The following is a 16,229-nucleotide window of genomic DNA, read 5'->3' as shown; positions in this document are numbered from 1 at the left end:
CGGCCGTCCGGAACCGGCCCCCTGCCGCCGGGCCCCCCTTGCATGGGGAATCCGGGCGTGGGTTGCTTCGGGCCCGATGCCCGACCGCGATCCGCTGGCCTCGCCGTACCGTCCCCCGCAGGGCCTGGAGGCGCTGGAAGACGCCCTCCGGCGCGACCTGGACATCCTGTCCTACCCGGCCCGGAGCTGGGTGCCGCCGCGCTCGACACCGGACGGCCGCTCCATCCTGGACGTGCTCGTCATTGGAGGAGGCCAGAGCGGGCTGGGCGCCGCGTTCGGGCTGATGCGCGAGCGGGTGACGAACCTGCTCGTGCTGGACGATGGCAAGGACGGCTTCCACGGGCCCTGGAAGACGTTCGCGCGGATGATCACCCTGCGCACGCCCAAGTACCTCACCGGCCCGGACTACAACATCCCCAACCTCTCCTTCCGCGCCTGGTACGAGGCGCAGCACGGCGCGGAGGGCTTCCAGCAGGTGGCCCTCATTCCGAAGGAGCTGTGGGCGGACTACCTCCTCTGGTACCGGCGCGTGCTGGGCATCCCCGTGAAGTGCGGCACCAAGGCGGGCGCGCTGCGCTGGCGCGCGGACCTGGACTGCTTCGAGGTCCCCGCCGCGCACAACCGCGAGGCGGAGTTCCTGCTCGCGCGCAAGGTGGTGCTGGCCACCGGCATCGACGGCTCCGGCCGCTGGGACGCGCCGCCGGAGGTGCAGCCCCTGCCGCGCGCGCTGTGGGCGCACACGCACGACCCCATCGACTTCGACGCGCTCAAGGGCAAGCGCATCGGCGTGCTGGGTGCGGGGGCCTCCGCGTTCGACAACGCCTCCGTGGCGCTGGAGGCGGGCGCGGGCCAGGTGGACCTGTTCTACCGCCGCAAGAAGCTGCCCAACGTGAACCCCTACCGCTGGGCGGAGTTCGCGGGCTTCCTGCGCCACCACGGCGACCTGCCGGACGCGCAGCGCTGGCGCTTCATCCGGCAGATCATCGAGATGGGCCAGCTGCCGCCGCGCGACACCTTCGAGCGCGCGCGCCGCCACCCGCACTTCCACCTGCACGCGGAGAGCCCCTGGGTGGAGGTGAAGCAGCAGGACGGCCAGGCCGTGGTGCGCACGCCGCACGCGACGCACACGTTCGACTTCCTCATCATCGCGTCCGGATTCACCACGGACCTGTCGCTGCGGCCGGAGCTGGCGGAGCTGCACCCGCACATCGCGCTGTGGAAGGACCGCTTCACCCCGCCGGAGAACGAGCGGCACGCGGACCTGCTGCGCCACCCGTACCTGGGCCCCTCCTTCGAGTTCCAGGAGAAGCAGCCCGGGAGCGCGCGGTGGATTGGCGGCGTGTTCAACTACACCTTCGGGTGCCTGCTCTCGCTGGGCTTCGGCGGCGCCAGCATCTCCGGAATGAAGTACAGCCTGCCCCGGCTGGTGGGCGGCATCACCAAGCAGCTCTACCTGGATGACAGCGAGCGCCACTTCCGCGCGCTCGCGGACTACGCGACGACGGAGTTCGAGACGTGAGTGCATCTGTAACCGTGTTTCGCAGTGAGCGCGTGGTGACGCCCGAGGGCACGCGCGCCGCGGCGGTGGTGGTGCGCGACGGGCGCATCGAAGGCATCCACGCGACGGTGGACGTGCCGAAGGGCGCGGACGTGGTGGACCTGGGCCGCGACGCGCTGTTGCCCGGCATCGTGGACAGCCACGCGCACATCAACGAGCCCGGCCGCACGGACTGGGAGGGCTTCGCCACGGCGACGGCGGCGGCGGCGGCGGGCGGCATCACCACCGTGGTGGACATGCCGCTCAACTCCATCCCGGCCACCACGTCCCTGGCCGCGCTGCGCACCAAGGCGGAGGCCGCGTCGGGCCAGTGCGCCATCGACTACGGCCTGTGGGGCGGCGTCATCCCCGGCAACGCGGGCGAGCTCCAGGCGATGGTCGACGCGGGCGCGCCGGGCTTCAAGTGCTTCCTCGTGCACTCGGGCGTGGACGAGTTCCCCGCCGCCACGCGCGAGGTGCTGGATGAGGCCATGCCCATCCTCGCGAAGGCGGGCGTGCCGCTGCTGGTCCACGCGGAGCTGACGGACCACGAGCCGCCCTTCGCGGGCGACGTGCGCGCGTACGCCAGCTACCTCGCGTCCCGTCCGGCCGCGTGGGAGGTGGACGCCATCCGGATGATGATCGACCTGTGCCGCCAGCACCGGGGCCCGGTGCACATCGTCCACCTGTCCGCCGCGGACGCGCTGGACGACATCGCGAAGGCGAAGGCGGAGGGCCTGCCCTTCACGGTGGAGACCTGCCCGCACTACCTCACCTTCACCGCGGAGGAGATCGAGGCCGGCGCCACGCACTTCAAGTGCGCCCCGCCCATCCGCGAGGCGGCGAACCGCGAGCGGCTGTGGGCCGCGGTGAAGAGCGGCCTCATCGACCTGGTGGTGTCGGACCACTCGCCCTGCACGCCCGCGCTCAAGAAGCTGGAGGCCGGGGACTTCTCCGGCGCGTGGGGCGGCATCGCCGGCCTGCAGCTCAGCGTGTCCGCCGTGTGGACGGGCATGCGCGCGCACGGCCTGGGCCTGGACGCGCTGGTGGACCGCATGGCGCACCGCACCGCGAAGCTGGCCGGATTGTCGGGGCGCAAAGGAGCCATCCGGCCGGGGCTGGACGCGGACTTCGTCGTCTTCGCCCCGGAGGCGCGCTTCAAGGTGGCGCCGGAGGACATCCGCCACAAGCACCGGCTGACGCCCTACGCGGGGCGGGAGCTGGAAGGCCGGGTGTTGAGGACATACCTGCGCGGCCAGCGTATCTTCGACGCCACCGAGGGACTGACGGGCCCGCGCATCGGCCAGTGGCTGCCGCGCGGATAGGCCCCGGCGGTCCGGGAGAGGACAACCGATGCAAGCCGAAGCACCCGGGGCGATGCACGTCGCCTTCGCCGACCTGATTGATCTCGCCGCACGCAAGGTGGGCGGCAAGGCCCTGCTGGCCAACGACGAGTTCTTCGCGCCCAAGGAAGCGATGCTGGAGCCCGGGCGCGGCGTCTTCATCGCGGACAAGTACACGGAGCGCGGCAAGTGGATGGACGGCTGGGAGACGCGCCGCAAGCGCGTGCCCGGCTACGACTGGTGCATCGTGAAGCTGGGCCTGCCCGGCGCCATCCACGGCATCGACGTGGACACCAACCACTTCATCGGCAACTTCCCCGAATATGCCTCCCTGGAGGCGTGCGAGGTGGACGGGGACCCGACGCCGGAGTCGCTGGCGGAGGACGTGTCGCGCTGGACGGAGCTGGTCCCCAAGCAGCGCCTGCGCGGCGGTTCGCGCAACCTCTTCGCGGTGGCGAACGAGCGGCGCTTCACGCACGTGCGCCTCAACATCTACCCGGACGGCGGCGTCGCGCGCCTGCGCGTGCACGGGCAGGTGCTGCCGGACTGGCACGCCCTCAAGAAGGCGGGGCTGGTGGACCTGGCGGCGGCGGCCAACGGCGGCTCCGTCGTCACGTGCAATGATCAGTTCTTCGGCACGAAGGACAACCTCATCTTCCCGGGCCGCGCGGCGAACATGGGCGAGGGCTGGGAGACGCGCCGCAAGCGCGTGCCGGGCTTCGACTGGATCGTCGTGAAGCTGGCCACGGCGGGCACGCTGCGCCGCGCGGAGGTGGACACCCACTTCTTCAAGGGCAACTTCCCGGACCGCTGCTCGCTGGAGGGCATCCACCTGGAGGAGCCGCTGCTGGACTTCGCCAACGCGACGCACCTGCAGTGGAAGGAGCTGCTGCCGCAGTCGAAGCTCCAGGCGGACCACTGCCACGTCTTCGAGAAGGAGCTGAAGGACGTGGGCCCCATCACCCACGTGCGCCTCAACATCTTCCCGGATGGCGGCGTCAGCCGGCTGCGCCTCTTCGGGGAGCCGGCGTGACGACGCCGCTGGAGCGCCTGAACACGGCCACGACGGAGGAGGCCACCCAGGCCTTCATCCGCTGCTGCGGCAGCACGAAGTGGGTCCAGCGGATGCTGGCCGTCCGGCCGTTCCGCGACGCGGATCACCTGTACGCGGAGGCCGTGGACGCCTGGGCGCGCACGGGGCCGGAGGACTGGTTGGAGGCCTTCACGCACCACCCGCGCATCGGCGACGTGTCCAAGCTGCGGGAGAAGTTCGCCTCCACCGCGCAGTGGTCGTCGCAGGAGCAGAAGGGCGTGGCCAGCGCGGATGAAGGCGTGCTCCAGGCGCTGGCCCAGGGCAACCGGGACTACGAGTCCCGCTACGGCTTCATCTTCCTGGTGTGCGCCACGGGCAAGAGCGCCGCGCAGATGCTGGAGCTGCTCCAGGACCGCATGCACAACACCCCCGACGCGGAGCTGAGAATCGCGGCCGGGGAGCAGGCGAAGATCACCCGCATCCGACTGGAGAAGCTCCTCGCGTCATGAGCACCCTCAGCACGCATGTCCTGGACACGAGCACGGGCCGTCCCGCGGAAGGCCTCTCCCTCACGCTGGAAGCCCGCGAGGGTGCAGCCTTCCGGGAGCTGGCCCGGGGCGTCACCAACGCGGATGGACGGGTGAAGGACCTGTCGGGCGCGAACACGAAGCTTCCGCCCGGCGTGTACCGCCTCACCTTCGACACCGGGGCCTGGTTCCAGGCCCGGGGGCAGCGGGGCTTCTACCCGTCCGTGCAGGTGCTCTTCGAAGTCACCGCCACGGACGAGCACTACCACGTCCCGCTGCTGCTGAGCCCCTTCGGCTTCTCCACCTACCGGGGCAGTTGACGCATCAGACGCGCGGCGGTTCGACGGGCGCCTTGTCGCCGCCGCGCTCCACCTTGCCGCCCTCCGGCTTGTCCGCGACGGGCTCCGCGCAGAGCGTGGAGTTGTTCGTCTTGCACGCGCCGCCGTTCTGCAGGTCGAACTGCCAGCGGTGGCGCGGGCACACCACGTAGCGGCCCTCCTCCACCCAGCCTTCGGACAGGTCCGCGCCCTGGTGCGGGCAGAAGCGCTGGATGGTGAAGCGCTTGCCACCGGCGTCCACCGTGGTGCGCTCCTTCTGGGACTCCGTGGCGCGGATGCCGTCGCAGAACTCGCGGATGTCCTCCACCTCCACGCCCAGGAAGCCGTGCAGCACGGGCTCGTACACGTCCGGGTTGCGGGACAGGCGCAGGCGGAAGGACAGGAGGAAGTCCTCCCAGTTCAGCTTGCGGTCCAGCACGCGCACGATGTCGCTGGCGCTCACCTTCATCGCGTAGCGGCTCTTGTCGCGCATCTCCGGCACCTCATCCACGCGGCGGCCCTTGAAGTCCACGCGCAACAGCCGCGTGGGCGCCTCCGTCAGCTCCACGTAGAGCGGCATGCCCACCCGGTCGTGCAGATCCAACAGGTCCAGCTTGCGCTGCAGCTCCACGCGCAGGCGGCCGAGGATTTCATCCACCTCCTCGCGCATCAGGTTGCGGCGGCGCTCGCGGAAGACGTAGGCCATGTCGTTCGCGTACGTCTGGAGGTACTCCTTGAAGTTCTCCGTCGTCACGCGCTCCGGCACCTGCGAGACGAACTCCAGCGTGCCCGCGTCCAGCACGTCCCCGGGCATGGGCTCCAGGTAGCGCGTGGGCAGCGTGGGCAGGCGCTTCTCCAGGTAGGAGAAGAGGGCCGGCGCGCGCGGGAAGATGCTCACGTCCTGGAAGTTCAGGCTGAAGAGGGCCGGATCCAGGAAGGCCGCCGGGCCCGCCGCGGCGATGTACGCGCGGGGCTGCACCACGTCCAGCGCGCGCGCCACCGCCTCGAACTTGCTGTCGCGCTTCTTCAGACTGATGGCCGAGTACGTCTCCTCCGGGTACTCGTAGCAGGTGGGGTGCCAGATGGCGCCGGAGAACTGGGCGGAGAAGACGTCGATGGGCCCCTCCTCCGCGATGACGCGCACCAGCCGGTCGTGCATCTTGCAGTCGTTGATGTTGAGGAAGCACTGCCCGTCGCCGCGCACCATCACGCTGGAGTCGCGGTTGGTGCCCTGCTCGGACACGAAGAGCTTGATGTAGCCGCCCTTGATGGGGATCTCGCGCGAGTCCTCGCATGCGATGACTCGCTTGCAGCCGTACTTCTCGAAGATGTCCCGCAGCTCCGAGCGGCGGAACTTGGGCACCAGCACGGTGAAGTCCCGCTTCGCGATGGTGGCCAGGAACTCCGGGTCGAAGTGATCCTTGTGCTCGTGGCTGATGTAGAGGAAGCGCTCCTTGCCCGGCGTCTCCAGCAGCTCCTTCACGCGCGGCGCCAGGTGGTGGTTGCGCGGCAGCTGCATCCACGCGGAGTCGAAGGCCCCCTGGGGCGTCAGCCACGGATCCATGACGACGAGCGCTCCGGCGGTCTCCACCGCGAAGCCCGCATGACCCAGGAAGGTGATCCGCATGAACGTCGTCCCTCGTGTGGAGGACCCGGCCGGGAGGACCGCGCCCTGGAGTGGCTGTGCGCGGGCAACCCGTGGTCCCGGCGTCAGCTAGGCTGCGAAGCTAGGGCGTCTCTTTCCAGCGGCACCCCGGCGCGCCCCTCCTGTCGGAAAGCCCACGCACGCCACGTCCGGCCGCGAACAAAAAGGGAGGAGGACCGCGCAGGCCCCCCTCCCCTGATGAATCCACGACAGGAAACGTGCGGCCCGCCTAGGGCTGGATCTCCCGGACGCTCAGCCACTTGAAGTCCACGTCGCTGGCATTGTCCCAGCGGAACGTGGCGATGGGCCCACCCCAGGTGATGGGCATGGCGCCAACGGAGCCGCCGCAGTGCTGGGCGTCCCCACCCCACGCCCCATCGTCGGTCATGTCGTAGACCTTGGTCCAGGTGACCTTGTCGGCGGAGTCGTTGAGGTACAGCTCCAGCTTCACGGCCTCCGGGTTCTTCGTGCCCGCCACGTTGCGCATGACGGCCTTGAAGCCCACCCAGCGGCCCTTCAGCGCGGAGGTGGCCGGCTTGTACGGCGCCTGGTCATAGGACACGTGCCAGGTCTCCTTCTCCCAGCGCACGCGGCCGTCGTAGTGCAGGCCGCCCTTGTAGCTGCTGCCCTCGCAGCCGGAGCTCTTGTCGTTGTGCTTCCCGCCGCGCGCGTACCAGGCGAAGTTGTCCTGGGTGTTGTTCACCGCGTTGACCTTCACGAAGCCGGTCATCTCGATGTTCTTCCAGTCGTTGGGCGCCTGCATGTAGCCGCGGCCCGCCAGCACGTCGCGGTCGTACGTGGCGATCTGCTTCGCGTCGTAGCCCGTGGCCGGGTAGGCGCTCATGCGGACCTTCGTGCTCTTCATCTTCCAGGAGCCGTCCGCGTTGCGCGTGATGGTGCCCTGCGGATCAAAGCGCTTGTCCGCCGTCGCGTCGTCCGCGAGCGCCCACGCCTCACCGCCCGCCTTGGACGGGTACAGCATCGTCACGCCGAAGCCGTCCACGCCCGAGGGCGCGGGCGCGGGGCTGGTCTCCGGAGGCGCGGTGGGCGCGGGCGCGGCGGGGTCCGCCGGGGCCTCCGTCTCCGAGGGGACGGGCTCCGGGGGTGCTTCTGGCTCGGGGGCGGGCGTGGCGGGGGGGGCCGGGACGCCCGGGGCGGGGCTGGGCGCGGGGGTGCTCACCTCGCCGGTCGGGTTCGTCGGTTCTCCCTCGGGGCTCGCGCCACAACCCAAGGCATGGAGCGCCAGCAGCAGCGCGCTGGACGTGAAGACAGATCGGTTCCGCATCAGGCAGGGGGTATCCGTGCACGGGGGGCCACACGACGGGCAGCGGCCGCGACGCCTTCGCCTGCGGCCCTCGTCACCCACGCCACCGCTCCCGGGCTCACGTGCCACGGGAGGTTCGGGCGCTCGGCTGGTCTCGGTGGCCCGGTGAAAGCGTTCTCAGCCGGGGCCTTTGCAAACCGCGGCGGTCGTGAACACTTCCCATCGCGACAAGGGCCTCCAGAGCCCCCGTCCGGCCGGCTCCCCCCGCGCGGCGCCCGCCTGCTCCGGATGACACTTCCGTTTTCCCGAAGTTTCGCGTCCGGATTCTCTATTTGCCGAAGAGTGCCGAGACTCCTATTTGAGAGGGGTTGGCTCCCCGTGCCTTCCCCAGGTGAACGCCTTGGAATCCCTACACACCATCGGCAGCCCCGTCATGTGGGGCGGCTTCATCGCATTTGTCATCGCGATGCTCGCACTGGACCTCGGTGTCTTCCACCGCAAGGCCCACACCGTGAGCTTCAAGGAGGCCGGTGCGTGGAGCGCGGTGTGGGTGAGCCTGTCGCTCGCGTTCAACGCCTTCCTGTGGTGGCGCTTCGGCGCCGGGCCGGGCATGGAGTTCCTCACCGGCTACCTCATCGAGAAGTCGCTCTCCGTCGACAACATCTTCGTCTTCGTCGTCATCTTCTCCACGATGAAGGTCCCGGCCCTCTACCAGCACCGGGTCCTCTTCTGGGGCATCCTGAGCGCGCTGGTGCTGCGCGCGGCGATGATCTTCGCGGGCGTGGCGATGCTGGAGCGCTTCCACTGGCTCATCTACGTCTTCGGCGCCTTCCTCATCCTCACGGGTGTGAAGCTCTTCATCCAGCGCAACCACGAGGAGCACCCGGAGGACGGCTGGTTGATGCGCACCGCCCGCCGCGTCATCCCCTCCACGCCGCACTTCCACGGGCAGCACTTCCTCACGGTGGAGAACGGCCGGCGGCTGGCGACGCCGCTGCTCATGGCGCTGATGCTGGTGGAGGCGTCCGACGTGCTCTTCGCGCTGGACTCCATCCCCGCCATCTTCGCGGTGACGCGCGACCCGTTCATCGTCTTCACGTCGAACATCTTCGCCATCCTGGGCCTGCGCTCGCTCTTCTTCCTGATGGCCGGCGCGATGGAGAAGTTCACCTACCTGAAGGTCGGCCTGTCCGGCGTGCTCGTCTTCGTGGGCGCGAAGATGGCGCTGGTGGACGTGGTGCACCTGTCCCCGGCCATCTCCCTGGGCGTCATCGCGCTGGTGCTGGGCGCCAGCATCGTGGCCTCGCTGGTGAAGGCGCGGAACACGCCGCCGCACGCGCCCTCCGGTGACGCGTCACCAGAGGCACCGCGGAGCACGCCGTCCCCCGCGGAGAGCTGACGCTCCCGCGGCACCATTCAACTTCCGGCTGTGGGTCCCATGGGGTGTGGGGCTCCGGGCCCGGGCCCTCGAAGCGCATGAGGGCTCGGGCCTCTTTTTTTCAGAACGCCCGCGACAGCTCCATGAACTCCGCCCACGAGCGGATGGCGTCCTCGAACTCTTCCAGGGGCAGGTCCTGGGAGCGTCCGGGGATGGCCACCTCGCTGTGGATGGAGGCCCGGGCCCGGTTGAGCTCCAGGCTCCAGGTTTCGCCGGTGACGTCCCAGCGGTCGCGCTGTCCCTGACGCACGGCCGCCAGCATCCGCAGCAGTCCCTGCGCCCGGTTCGGGTCCGGGCGCAGCTCCTGGGCGAGGTAGTCCGCCAGCACGTCATCGGGCGGCAGGCCACTCACGACCGCCCGTCCCTGCTGATCCCACGTGAATCGCAATGTCCTGGGCACGGCCGTGAAGGTCGCACAGTCCGTGGATCGCCGACCACGCCCCGCCCCCGTCGATTGCGCCGGAACCCGACACTGCGACCCTGCCGCGTGCGGCAGCGAACGGGCGTCTCCGCCCGGAGAACAGCGACCTGTCAGGAGGTGGAAAAGCAAAAGGCCGTGAGCCCCAGGGGACTCACGGCCTCTTGTTTGAAGTGGGCGCGGCAGGTTTCGAACCTGCGACCCCTGCCGTGTGAAGGCAGTGCTCTACCGCTGAGCTACGCGCCCTGCTGTCTGCCGCCCGCCGCGCGACCGCTGCGCAACGAACGCGGCGGTAAATGCCATCCGCCGCCGCGAGTGTCAACGCATTTCCTAGGAGGATTCTTCCGACAGCGACTCCAGCTTCGCGTCCAGCTCGCGCAGGCGGCGCTTGAGGCCCGCGAGCTGCTTGCCCACGGCCTTGAAGTCCCCCTTCGGCGCGAAGTGCAGGGCCTTCATGACCTCTTCCTGCCCCCGGTCCAGGGCCTGCTTGCCGCGCTGGACCCGGCCAATGGCCTGGGCCACGGCCAGGGCGCGCTTCTCGTCGGCCATGAGCTTCTCCATGGCCATGCTGGACAGCCCCAGCGCCTGCTTCTTCAAGTCGTCCCGGATGCCCATGGTGGGTGTCCTCTGGCCCCTCAGGGGCCGTCGGGGAACTCAGTCTTCAGCGCGGCGAAGACGCGGTCCGCGATGCCCTTGTAGCGCATGCGTTCGATGAGGGGCTGCAGGTCCCCGCGCATGGAGATGCGCCGCTTGAGCACGGCCTCCACGGGGTCCAGCGTGCCCAGCAAGAGCTGCTTCCAGACGGAATAGGGGGCGCGGGCCAGGTACACCGGCTCCAGCTCCTCCAGGTCGTCCGGATCCGACAGCACCCGGGCCCGCTTGATGTCGCAGTCGCCGGGCTCCACGTGGACGACGAAGGACGTGTCCAGTTTGCCCTTCTCCGCCTCGATGATGGCCCCGAAGTCGCCCTTCCAGCCCTTGCCGGCGATGGCGCACTCCGGGTCTGCATTGGTGAGCCGGACGGCCTCGTCCAGCCATTCCTTCGACGGAAATTTCGGCATCGCGCCTCCCTACCCCCTACGGAAGATGCTCTTGATGCTGGAGAAGAGCCCCCGGTCGTCGTTGCTCGCCCCGCTGCTGCTCGACGGGGCGGCCTGCGCGTTGCGCGAGGCGACTTCCTGCAGGGCCTTCTTCAACTGCTCGGGCGTGTCGCGGGTGGCCAGGTCCACCTTGCGCGACATGCCGCTCGCGTCCTCCACCTGCACCTGGAGCAGACACTCCTCGGTGAGGCGGAAGTCGATTTTCCGGCCCGCGGCGGCGGCCGGCACCCGGACGGTGCCCAGGTACTCGTTGTCCACCATCAGGTCGCTGTCGCCCTGGTAGATGTCCAGCTCGATGAAGGGCGACCCCGGCTGCTGCGGCGGCGGCAGGCGGAAGCTCTTCACCATCGGGATGAGCGAGTTCTTCTCGATGATGCGCTTCACGCGGCCGTTGGGCATCGCGTAGCCGATGGGCATGGACAGCGCGTCCAGCAGCGTCACCGCGTCGATGCTGCCCAGCGAGTCGCCCAGCAGCGCCGCGCCCAGGGCCACGCACTCGTCCGGGTGCACGCCCTTGCGCGGGGCCTTGCCGAAGTGGGCCTGGATCTTCTGCTGCACCAGCGGCATGCGGCTCTGGCCGCCCACCAGGATGATCTCGTCGATCTCCGAGCGGCTGATGCCCTTCTCCGCGAGCACGCGGTCGCAGATGTCGAAGGTGCGGTCCACCAGGTCGCCGGTGAGGTTGTTGAGGTAGTCGCGGGTCAGCGGGATGCGCAGGTCCAGCGGCTTGCCCTTGCGCTCCTCGATGTACGGCAGGTCGATGACGACGTTGGGGATCAGCGTCAGGTCGATCTTCGCGGCCTCGGCGGCGTTCTTGATGCGCTGGAGGGCGATGGGGCTTTCCGTCAGGTCGACCTTGGTCTCGTCGCGGAAGCGCTCCAGCACGTACTCCATGATGCGGTTGTCGAAGTCCGCGCCGCCCAGGAACGAGTCGCCGCCCGTGGCCAGCACCTCGAAGACGTTGCCGGCCAGGTGCAGCACGCTGACGTCGAAGGTGCCTCCGCCCAGGTCGTAGACGAGGACCTTCTGGTCCAGGCCCCGGTTGAAGCCGTAGGCCAGCGCCGCGGCGGTGGGCTCGTTGACGATGCGCTTGACGTCGAAGCCGGCCAGCCGCCCCGCTTCCTTCACGGCGTTGCGCTGGTTGTCGTTGTAGTAGGCCGGGACGGAGATGACGGCCGCGTCGATGGGGCCGCCCAGGAACTGCTCCGCGATGGTCTTCAGCTGCGACAGCACGAAGCTGGAGATCTGCGGCAGCGTGTAGAGCTTGCCGCCCATCGTCACGGCGGCGTCCCCGTTGGGGTCCTCGACGATGTCGTAGGGGAAGTACCCCTTGAGGTCCTCCACCGCCTTCGAATGGTACTTGCGGCCGATCAGCCGCTTGGTGCCCCAGAGCGTGTTCTTGGGGTTGGTGACCATCTGATCCTTGGCCACGCCGCCGACCAGCAGGTCGTTCTTCGAGGACAGCGCGACCACGGAGGGCAGGATGAGGTTGCCGCGGTCCGTGGGGACGATCTTCGGGATGCGGTTGCGCACGGACGCCACCAGGGTGTTGGTGGTGCCCAGGTCAATCCCGACGATGCGAGGTCTGTCCGCCATGAAGGTCAACGTGCGCAGCTCAGGGGGAGGCCGCGCCCGTCCTCACTCTCTAGCACGTCGAGCCGTCGCGTGCGCGTTTCTAGGCGGACGCTTCCTCCCTGACTGTAGTTCTGGCCAGCCCGCCCACCAGGGGGGCTGATTCCAGCCCGGGCGGCTACAGCTCCCGGTCCGGATCCGGCCCCAGGTCGCGCAGGCGGATGGGCCCGTCGGGTTCCGGGGGCGGGAGGGTTTCGCACACCGCGTCAGGCCCGGCCGGCAGTTCGGCCAGGAAGCGCGACGGGGTGAGCAGCAGCCGTCCGTCCTCCCGGGGCAGCGAGGTGTGGGGGTACACGAGCCACAGCGCCTCCCGGGCCCGGGTGACGGCGACATAGAAGAGGCGGCGCTCCTCCTCCTCGTTCTCGGTGTCGCGCGTGGCCTGCGACAGGGGGAAGCGCCCGTCCACGAGCCCCAGCACGAAGACGGTCCGCCACTCCAGCCCCTTGGCCTGGTGGACCGTGGTGAGGGTGAGCGCGTCGTCGGGCGGCTCGCCGTCCAGGGCGGCCCGGGCGGAGAACTCGGCCACCAGGGCGATGGCGGACAGGAAGCGGGGCACGTCCTCGAAGCGGCCGGCGAACTCCTGGAGCTGGCGCAGGTCCTCCGCGCGGGGGTCCTCCCCGTCCGGGGTGGCCGGGGGCTCGCGCGCCGCCAGCACGTCCGCGAGCCGCGCGCCCGGGCTTCGGGGCCCGCCGGAGGACAGCGTGGTCATCAGCGCCTGGAAGCGCTGGAAGGCCGCCTGCGCCTTGCGCGGCACCAGGGCCTGGACGTCCGGGTGGGCCAGCGCGTCGGCGAGGGACAGCTCCGGGGGCAGCGCGGCCAGGGCGGTCCACAGGTGCTCGGTGCTGGCGGTGCCCACGCCGGGGAGCTTCCGCGCGAGCCGCTTGAAGGCCAGCTCGTCCGCGCGGTTGTGCGCCCATCGCAGGTGGGCGAGCGCGTCCTTGACGTGGGGCTGCTCGAAGAAGCGCACCCCGGAGCGCACGCGGAATGGCAGTCCGTGGCGGGCCAGCTCCAGCTGGAGCTCCTTCGAGTGCAGGTGGGCGCGGTACAGCACCGCCATGGACTCCAGCCGGTGCCCCCGGGCGCGCAGCTCGAGGACGCGCTCGGCCACGAAGGCGGCCTGGGCCTTCACGTCGCGGGTGGGCACCACCTGGGGCACGGCGCCGGGCGCGCCGTCGGACACGAGCGCCTTGGGGAACTGGCGCGTGTTGCGTGCGATGACGGCGTTGGCCAGCCGCAGCACCTGCGGCGTGGAGCGGTAGTTGCGCGTGAGCGGGTAGATGCCGCAGCCGGGGTAGCGCTGGGGGAAGTCGATGATGTTGGTGAACTCCGCGCCCCGGAAGCTGTAGATGGACTGGCAGTCGTCGCCCACGACGGTGAGGTTGAGGCGCTCGCCCACGAGCAGGTCCACCAGGTCGCCCTGGAGGCGGTTTGTGTCCTGGTACTCGTCCACGAGCACGCCCTGGAAGCGCCCGGTGAGCTCCGCGCGGATGGACGGGTGGTCCTCCAAGAGCCGCTTCAGGTGCGCGAGCAGGTCGTCGTAGTCCATCAGGTGCAGCTGGGCCTTGCGCTGCTGGAAGCGGCGCGCGGTGGCGAAGATCTCCGGGGCCACGGGGAGCAGCTCCCGGCGCCGATCCACCAGCACCTGCGACACGGGCTGCTGGAGGTTGGTGGCCAGGGAGACGAGGTCCAGGAGCGCGTCCGGGCGCGGGAAGCGCTTGTCGCTGCGCAGCTTCCGCTCCGCCAGGCACGTGGCCATCAGGTCGCGCGCGTCCTCGCGGTCCAGCACCGTGAAGCTGGTGGAGAAGCCCAGCGCCCCCGCGTGCTGGCGCAAGAGCACGTGCGCCGCGTGGTGGAAGGTGCCACCCAGCAGGCTGCCCACGTCCGCGAAGCCGCCGGCCAGCTCCTCCACGCGGCGGATCATCTCGCGCGCGGCCTTGTTGGTGAACGTGAGCAGCAGCAGCGACGACGGCGGGACGCCCCGCTCCAGCATGCGCGCCACGCGGTACGTGAGCGTGCGCGTCTTGCCGGAGCCCGCCCCGGCGATCACGAGCACGGGCCCCTCCCCTGCCTCCACCGCCGCGCGCTGCTCGTCGTTGAGCGCGCCGTCCAGGTCCAGGCGGCGCGAGGGCGCTCCGGCGGGGGCGGCGGGGTTCAACGGCAGGGGGGCGGCCATGGGGGGGTGGGACTCTAACCGCCGCGACCGCGCGCGCCAGTCCATCTCAGGGAGGGGTGGATCCGGCCAACCGGGAGGCCGCCGCGGCGCGGACCTCCGGCGAGGGATCGCGCTCGCGGGCCAGCTCCAGCAGCAGCGTGCCCACGGGCTTCGGCAGCTTCGCGCTCGACGCCTGCTGGAGCGCCTGGGTGCGCTCCTTCACGCCCTGCGACAGGCGCTCGGCGACCTGCTGATCCGCGCAGGTGCGGACGCCGGGGTGCTGCTGGCGCAGGAGCAGCTCCGCGTCCGCGAGCTTCGCCTCCGCGAGCCGCACCGCGTCCTGGGCGGTCCGCTCGAAGGTGTCCAGGTCCTCCGGGAACTCCGTCTTCTCCTTGCGGACGCGGGCGATGGCCTGGGCCGCGAAGCGCGCGTCCACCACCGCCGCGCACAGCTGCCGGGCCGACGCCAGGGGCACCCCACCCTCCGCAGACACGGTCTCCTCGCGCGCGGTCGTCTGGGCCCACACCGCGAGCTGCCGGGCGGCCACCGCGGAGGAGAACGCCTGATGGCGCTGCTCGCGCAGCTGCACCCAGCGCCAGAGCACCAGCGGATCCGTGCCGCCGGACTCATAGACGCGCTGGTACTGGCTGGCGGCCTGCTCCAGCTGGCCGCTCAGGTCCAGGAGCGCCGCGACGGAGATGTACAGCTCCGGGCTGCTGGCGCGCTCGCGCAGGGACTCCAGCCGCACCGCGATTTCATAGGCGGCCACGGGGGCGGGCAGCGCGGAGAGCACCGAGCGCAGCGACGCCAGCGCGTTCTGGCGGATCAACGGATTGCGCGCCGTGCGCAGCGCCTCCAGCAGCGGATCCACCGCGCGCACGGAGACGTGCTGGCCCAGCTCCTCCGCCGCCTGCCAGCGGTCCAGCGGATCCGGCGCCACGAGCGCGCGCTTCAGGTCCTCCAGGTCGCGCAGGTAGTGGCCCGCCTGCATCGCGCGGGCGGCGGGCTCGGTGCGGGAGAGGGCGCCCTGCTCGGCGCGGGCGCGGGCCAGGCGCGCGGGGAAGCCCGTCAGCTTGGGCCCCAGCGGGTGGGTCTTCACCTTCTCCTCGGCCTCGTCCACCAGCCCGGAGACGAGCAGCCCCTCCACCTCCAGCTCCAGCAGCTTGACGCGAACCTCCTCGCGGTGCGTGCCCGCGGGGAAGTCACGCAGGTAGGCGAAGAGCTTCCCGGCGTCGCTGGCCTGGGCGAAGGACTCGTCGTCCAGCTTGCGCTCCAGCTCCTCGCGGCGGGCGCCCGCGGCCTCTCCCTGGAGGAGCAGGGACACGCGCTTGAGGTCGGTGGTCGTCTGGACGTCGCGCTCCTGGGCCGTCTGCAGCCGGGCGCGCGCCTCGTCGCGGTGGGTGCCGTCGGGGTGCTCGGCGAGGAACTGCCGCCACCCGGCCTCCGAGTCCGTCTCCTTCGCCGCGTTGAAGCGCAGGCCCTCCAGCAGCGACTGTGCCCGCTGCCGCTGCGGCGCGTCCGGGTACATCTCCAGGAAGCGCTTGTAGGCGAGGACCGAGTGCAGCCGCTTCGCCTCGTCGAACTCCAGCCCCTCGATGCGCCCCTGGGCCGTCAGCGCCTCCGGGTCATCCGGGTGCTCGCGAAGGAAGTCCTGGTAGGCCTGAACGGTGTCCGCCTCGCTGGCCCGTTCAAAGGACGTGTGCGAGCAACCGGTGGCCAGGAGCAGCAGGGCGAGGGCGCGGCGGAAGGTGGGCATTCCCCTCCAGCAATACCCCACCCGCCCCCGGTCGAAAACCCGAGCCGACCCGCCCGGTTGCCTGGGT

The 16,229-nt window shown here is 70.5% G+C and carries 14 protein-coding genes and 1 tRNA gene; 6 read left to right on the top strand and 9 right to left on the bottom strand.

The window, feature by feature from the left end:
- The first annotated feature begins 76 nt into the window (after positions 1-76).
- The 5 genes from AABA78_RS30995 to uraH are packed head-to-tail and all read left to right on the top strand — an operon-like array spanning position 77 to position 4,760.
- A complete protein-coding gene (locus tag AABA78_RS30995) occupies positions 77-1,519 on the top strand; it encodes an NAD(P)-binding domain-containing protein (protein ID WP_338268688.1) in 1,443 nt (480 codons plus the stop codon).
- A complete protein-coding gene (gene allB, locus AABA78_RS30990) occupies positions 1,516-2,862 on the top strand; it encodes an allantoinase AllB (RefSeq protein WP_338268686.1) in 1,347 nt (448 codons plus the stop codon). Before AABA78_RS30995 ends, allB begins: the two co-directional genes overlap by 4 nt.
- Before the next feature lie 28 nt (positions 2,863-2,890).
- On the top strand, positions 2,891-3,913 hold the full coding sequence (gene alc / locus AABA78_RS30985; protein WP_338268685.1) for an allantoicase: 1,023 nt from the start codon (positions 2,891-2,893) through the stop codon (positions 3,911-3,913).
- Positions 3,910-4,422, top strand: coding sequence for a 2-oxo-4-hydroxy-4-carboxy-5-ureidoimidazoline decarboxylase (uraD, locus tag AABA78_RS30980; RefSeq protein WP_338268684.1), 513 nt, complete (start codon positions 3,910-3,912; stop codon positions 4,420-4,422). Before alc ends, uraD begins: the two co-directional genes overlap by 4 nt.
- Complete coding sequence (uraH, locus tag AABA78_RS30975; RefSeq protein WP_338268683.1) at positions 4,419-4,760, top strand: hydroxyisourate hydrolase; 342 nt, start codon at positions 4,419-4,421, stop codon at positions 4,758-4,760. The genes uraD and uraH overlap by 4 nt, the downstream gene beginning before the upstream one ends.
- Positions 4,761-4,764: 4 nt before the next feature.
- Here uraH and AABA78_RS30970 read toward each other — a convergent pair whose 3' ends face one another.
- Entirely contained in the window at positions 4,765-6,384 is a 1,620-nt protein-coding gene (locus tag AABA78_RS30970; protein WP_338268681.1) for a Rieske 2Fe-2S domain-containing protein, read from the bottom strand.
- 247 nt (positions 6,385-6,631) lie between these two features.
- Complete coding sequence (locus tag AABA78_RS30965) at positions 6,632-7,687, bottom strand: carbohydrate-binding protein (protein ID WP_338268679.1); 1,056 nt, start codon at positions 7,685-7,687, stop codon at positions 6,632-6,634.
- Positions 7,688-8,066: 379 nt separating this feature from the next.
- Between AABA78_RS30965 and AABA78_RS30960 the strand changes: the two genes are divergently transcribed.
- Positions 8,067-9,065 carry a TerC family protein gene (locus tag AABA78_RS30960; protein WP_171421483.1) on the top strand — a complete coding sequence of 333 codons (999 nt, stop codon included), beginning with the start codon at positions 8,067-8,069 and terminating at the stop codon, positions 9,063-9,065.
- A 100-nt stretch (positions 9,066-9,165) separates the two neighbouring features.
- Here AABA78_RS30960 and AABA78_RS30955 read toward each other — a convergent pair whose 3' ends face one another.
- The 7 genes from AABA78_RS30955 to AABA78_RS30925 form a co-directional block, all read right to left on the bottom strand.
- The gene (locus tag AABA78_RS30955) at positions 9,166-9,456 is read right to left on the bottom strand and encodes a YacL family protein (RefSeq protein ID WP_338268677.1); all 291 of its coding nucleotides are present in this window, start codon (positions 9,454-9,456) and stop codon (positions 9,166-9,168) included.
- 240 nt (positions 9,457-9,696) lie between these two features.
- Positions 9,697-9,768: transfer RNA gene (locus tag AABA78_RS30950), tRNA-Val, on the bottom strand.
- Between the two features lie 84 nt (positions 9,769-9,852).
- Complete coding sequence (locus AABA78_RS30945; protein WP_171421481.1) at positions 9,853-10,137, bottom strand: hypothetical protein; 285 nt, start codon at positions 10,135-10,137, stop codon at positions 9,853-9,855.
- A gap of 20 nt (positions 10,138-10,157) precedes the next feature.
- Positions 10,158-10,583: an SCP2 sterol-binding domain-containing protein gene (locus AABA78_RS30940; protein WP_171421480.1), complete on the bottom strand. Its 426-nt coding sequence runs from the start codon at positions 10,581-10,583 to the stop codon at positions 10,158-10,160.
- A gap of 9 nt (positions 10,584-10,592) precedes the next feature.
- Positions 10,593-12,218 carry an Hsp70 family protein gene (locus AABA78_RS30935; RefSeq protein WP_338268675.1) on the bottom strand — a complete coding sequence of 542 codons (1,626 nt, stop codon included), beginning with the start codon at positions 12,216-12,218 and terminating at the stop codon, positions 10,593-10,595.
- Between the two features lie 154 nt (positions 12,219-12,372).
- The gene (locus tag AABA78_RS30930; protein WP_338268674.1) at positions 12,373-14,427 is read right to left on the bottom strand and encodes an ATP-dependent helicase; all 2,055 of its coding nucleotides are present in this window, start codon (positions 14,425-14,427) and stop codon (positions 12,373-12,375) included.
- Between the two features lie 46 nt (positions 14,428-14,473).
- A complete protein-coding gene (locus AABA78_RS30925) occupies positions 14,474-16,162 on the bottom strand; it encodes a HEAT repeat domain-containing protein (protein WP_338268673.1) in 1,689 nt (562 codons plus the stop codon).
- Positions 16,163-16,229 lie beyond the last annotated feature (67 nt).

This window comes from Corallococcus caeni (genome assembly GCF_036245865.1).
GTDB lineage: Bacteria > Myxococcota > Myxococcia > Myxococcales > Myxococcaceae > Corallococcus > Corallococcus caeni.
This window is presented reverse-complemented; position numbering and strand designations above follow the sequence as displayed.

What these genes read in the sequence shown, in the direction of transcription:
- uraH (WP_338268683.1), top strand. Translation starts at nt 4,419, where the DNA reads ATGAGCACCCTCAGCACGCATGTCCTGGACACGAGCACGGGCCGTCCC.
- AABA78_RS30935 (WP_338268675.1), bottom strand. Translation starts at nt 12,218, where the DNA reads ATGGCGGACAGACCTCGCATCGTCGGGATTGACCTGGGCACCACCAAC.
- AABA78_RS30925 (WP_338268673.1), bottom strand. Translation starts at nt 16,162, where the DNA reads ATGCCCACCTTCCGCCGCGCCCTCGCCCTGCTGCTCCTGGCCACCGGT.
- AABA78_RS30940 (WP_171421480.1), bottom strand. Translation starts at nt 10,583, where the DNA reads ATGCCGAAATTTCCGTCGAAGGAATGGCTGGACGAGGCCGTCCGGCTC.
- AABA78_RS30965 (WP_338268679.1), bottom strand. Translation starts at nt 7,687, where the DNA reads ATGCGGAACCGATCTGTCTTCACGTCCAGCGCGCTGCTGCTGGCGCTC.
- AABA78_RS30995 (WP_338268688.1), top strand. Translation starts at nt 77, where the DNA reads ATGCCCGACCGCGATCCGCTGGCCTCGCCGTACCGTCCCCCGCAGGGC.
- AABA78_RS30945 (WP_171421481.1), bottom strand. Translation starts at nt 10,137, where the DNA reads ATGGGCATCCGGGACGACTTGAAGAAGCAGGCGCTGGGGCTGTCCAGC.
- AABA78_RS30970 (WP_338268681.1), bottom strand. Translation starts at nt 6,384, where the DNA reads ATGCGGATCACCTTCCTGGGTCATGCGGGCTTCGCGGTGGAGACCGCC.
- AABA78_RS30930 (WP_338268674.1), bottom strand. Translation starts at nt 14,427, where the DNA reads ATGGCCGCCCCCCTGCCGTTGAACCCCGCCGCCCCCGCCGGAGCGCCC.
- alc (WP_338268685.1), top strand. Translation starts at nt 2,891, where the DNA reads ATGCAAGCCGAAGCACCCGGGGCGATGCACGTCGCCTTCGCCGACCTG.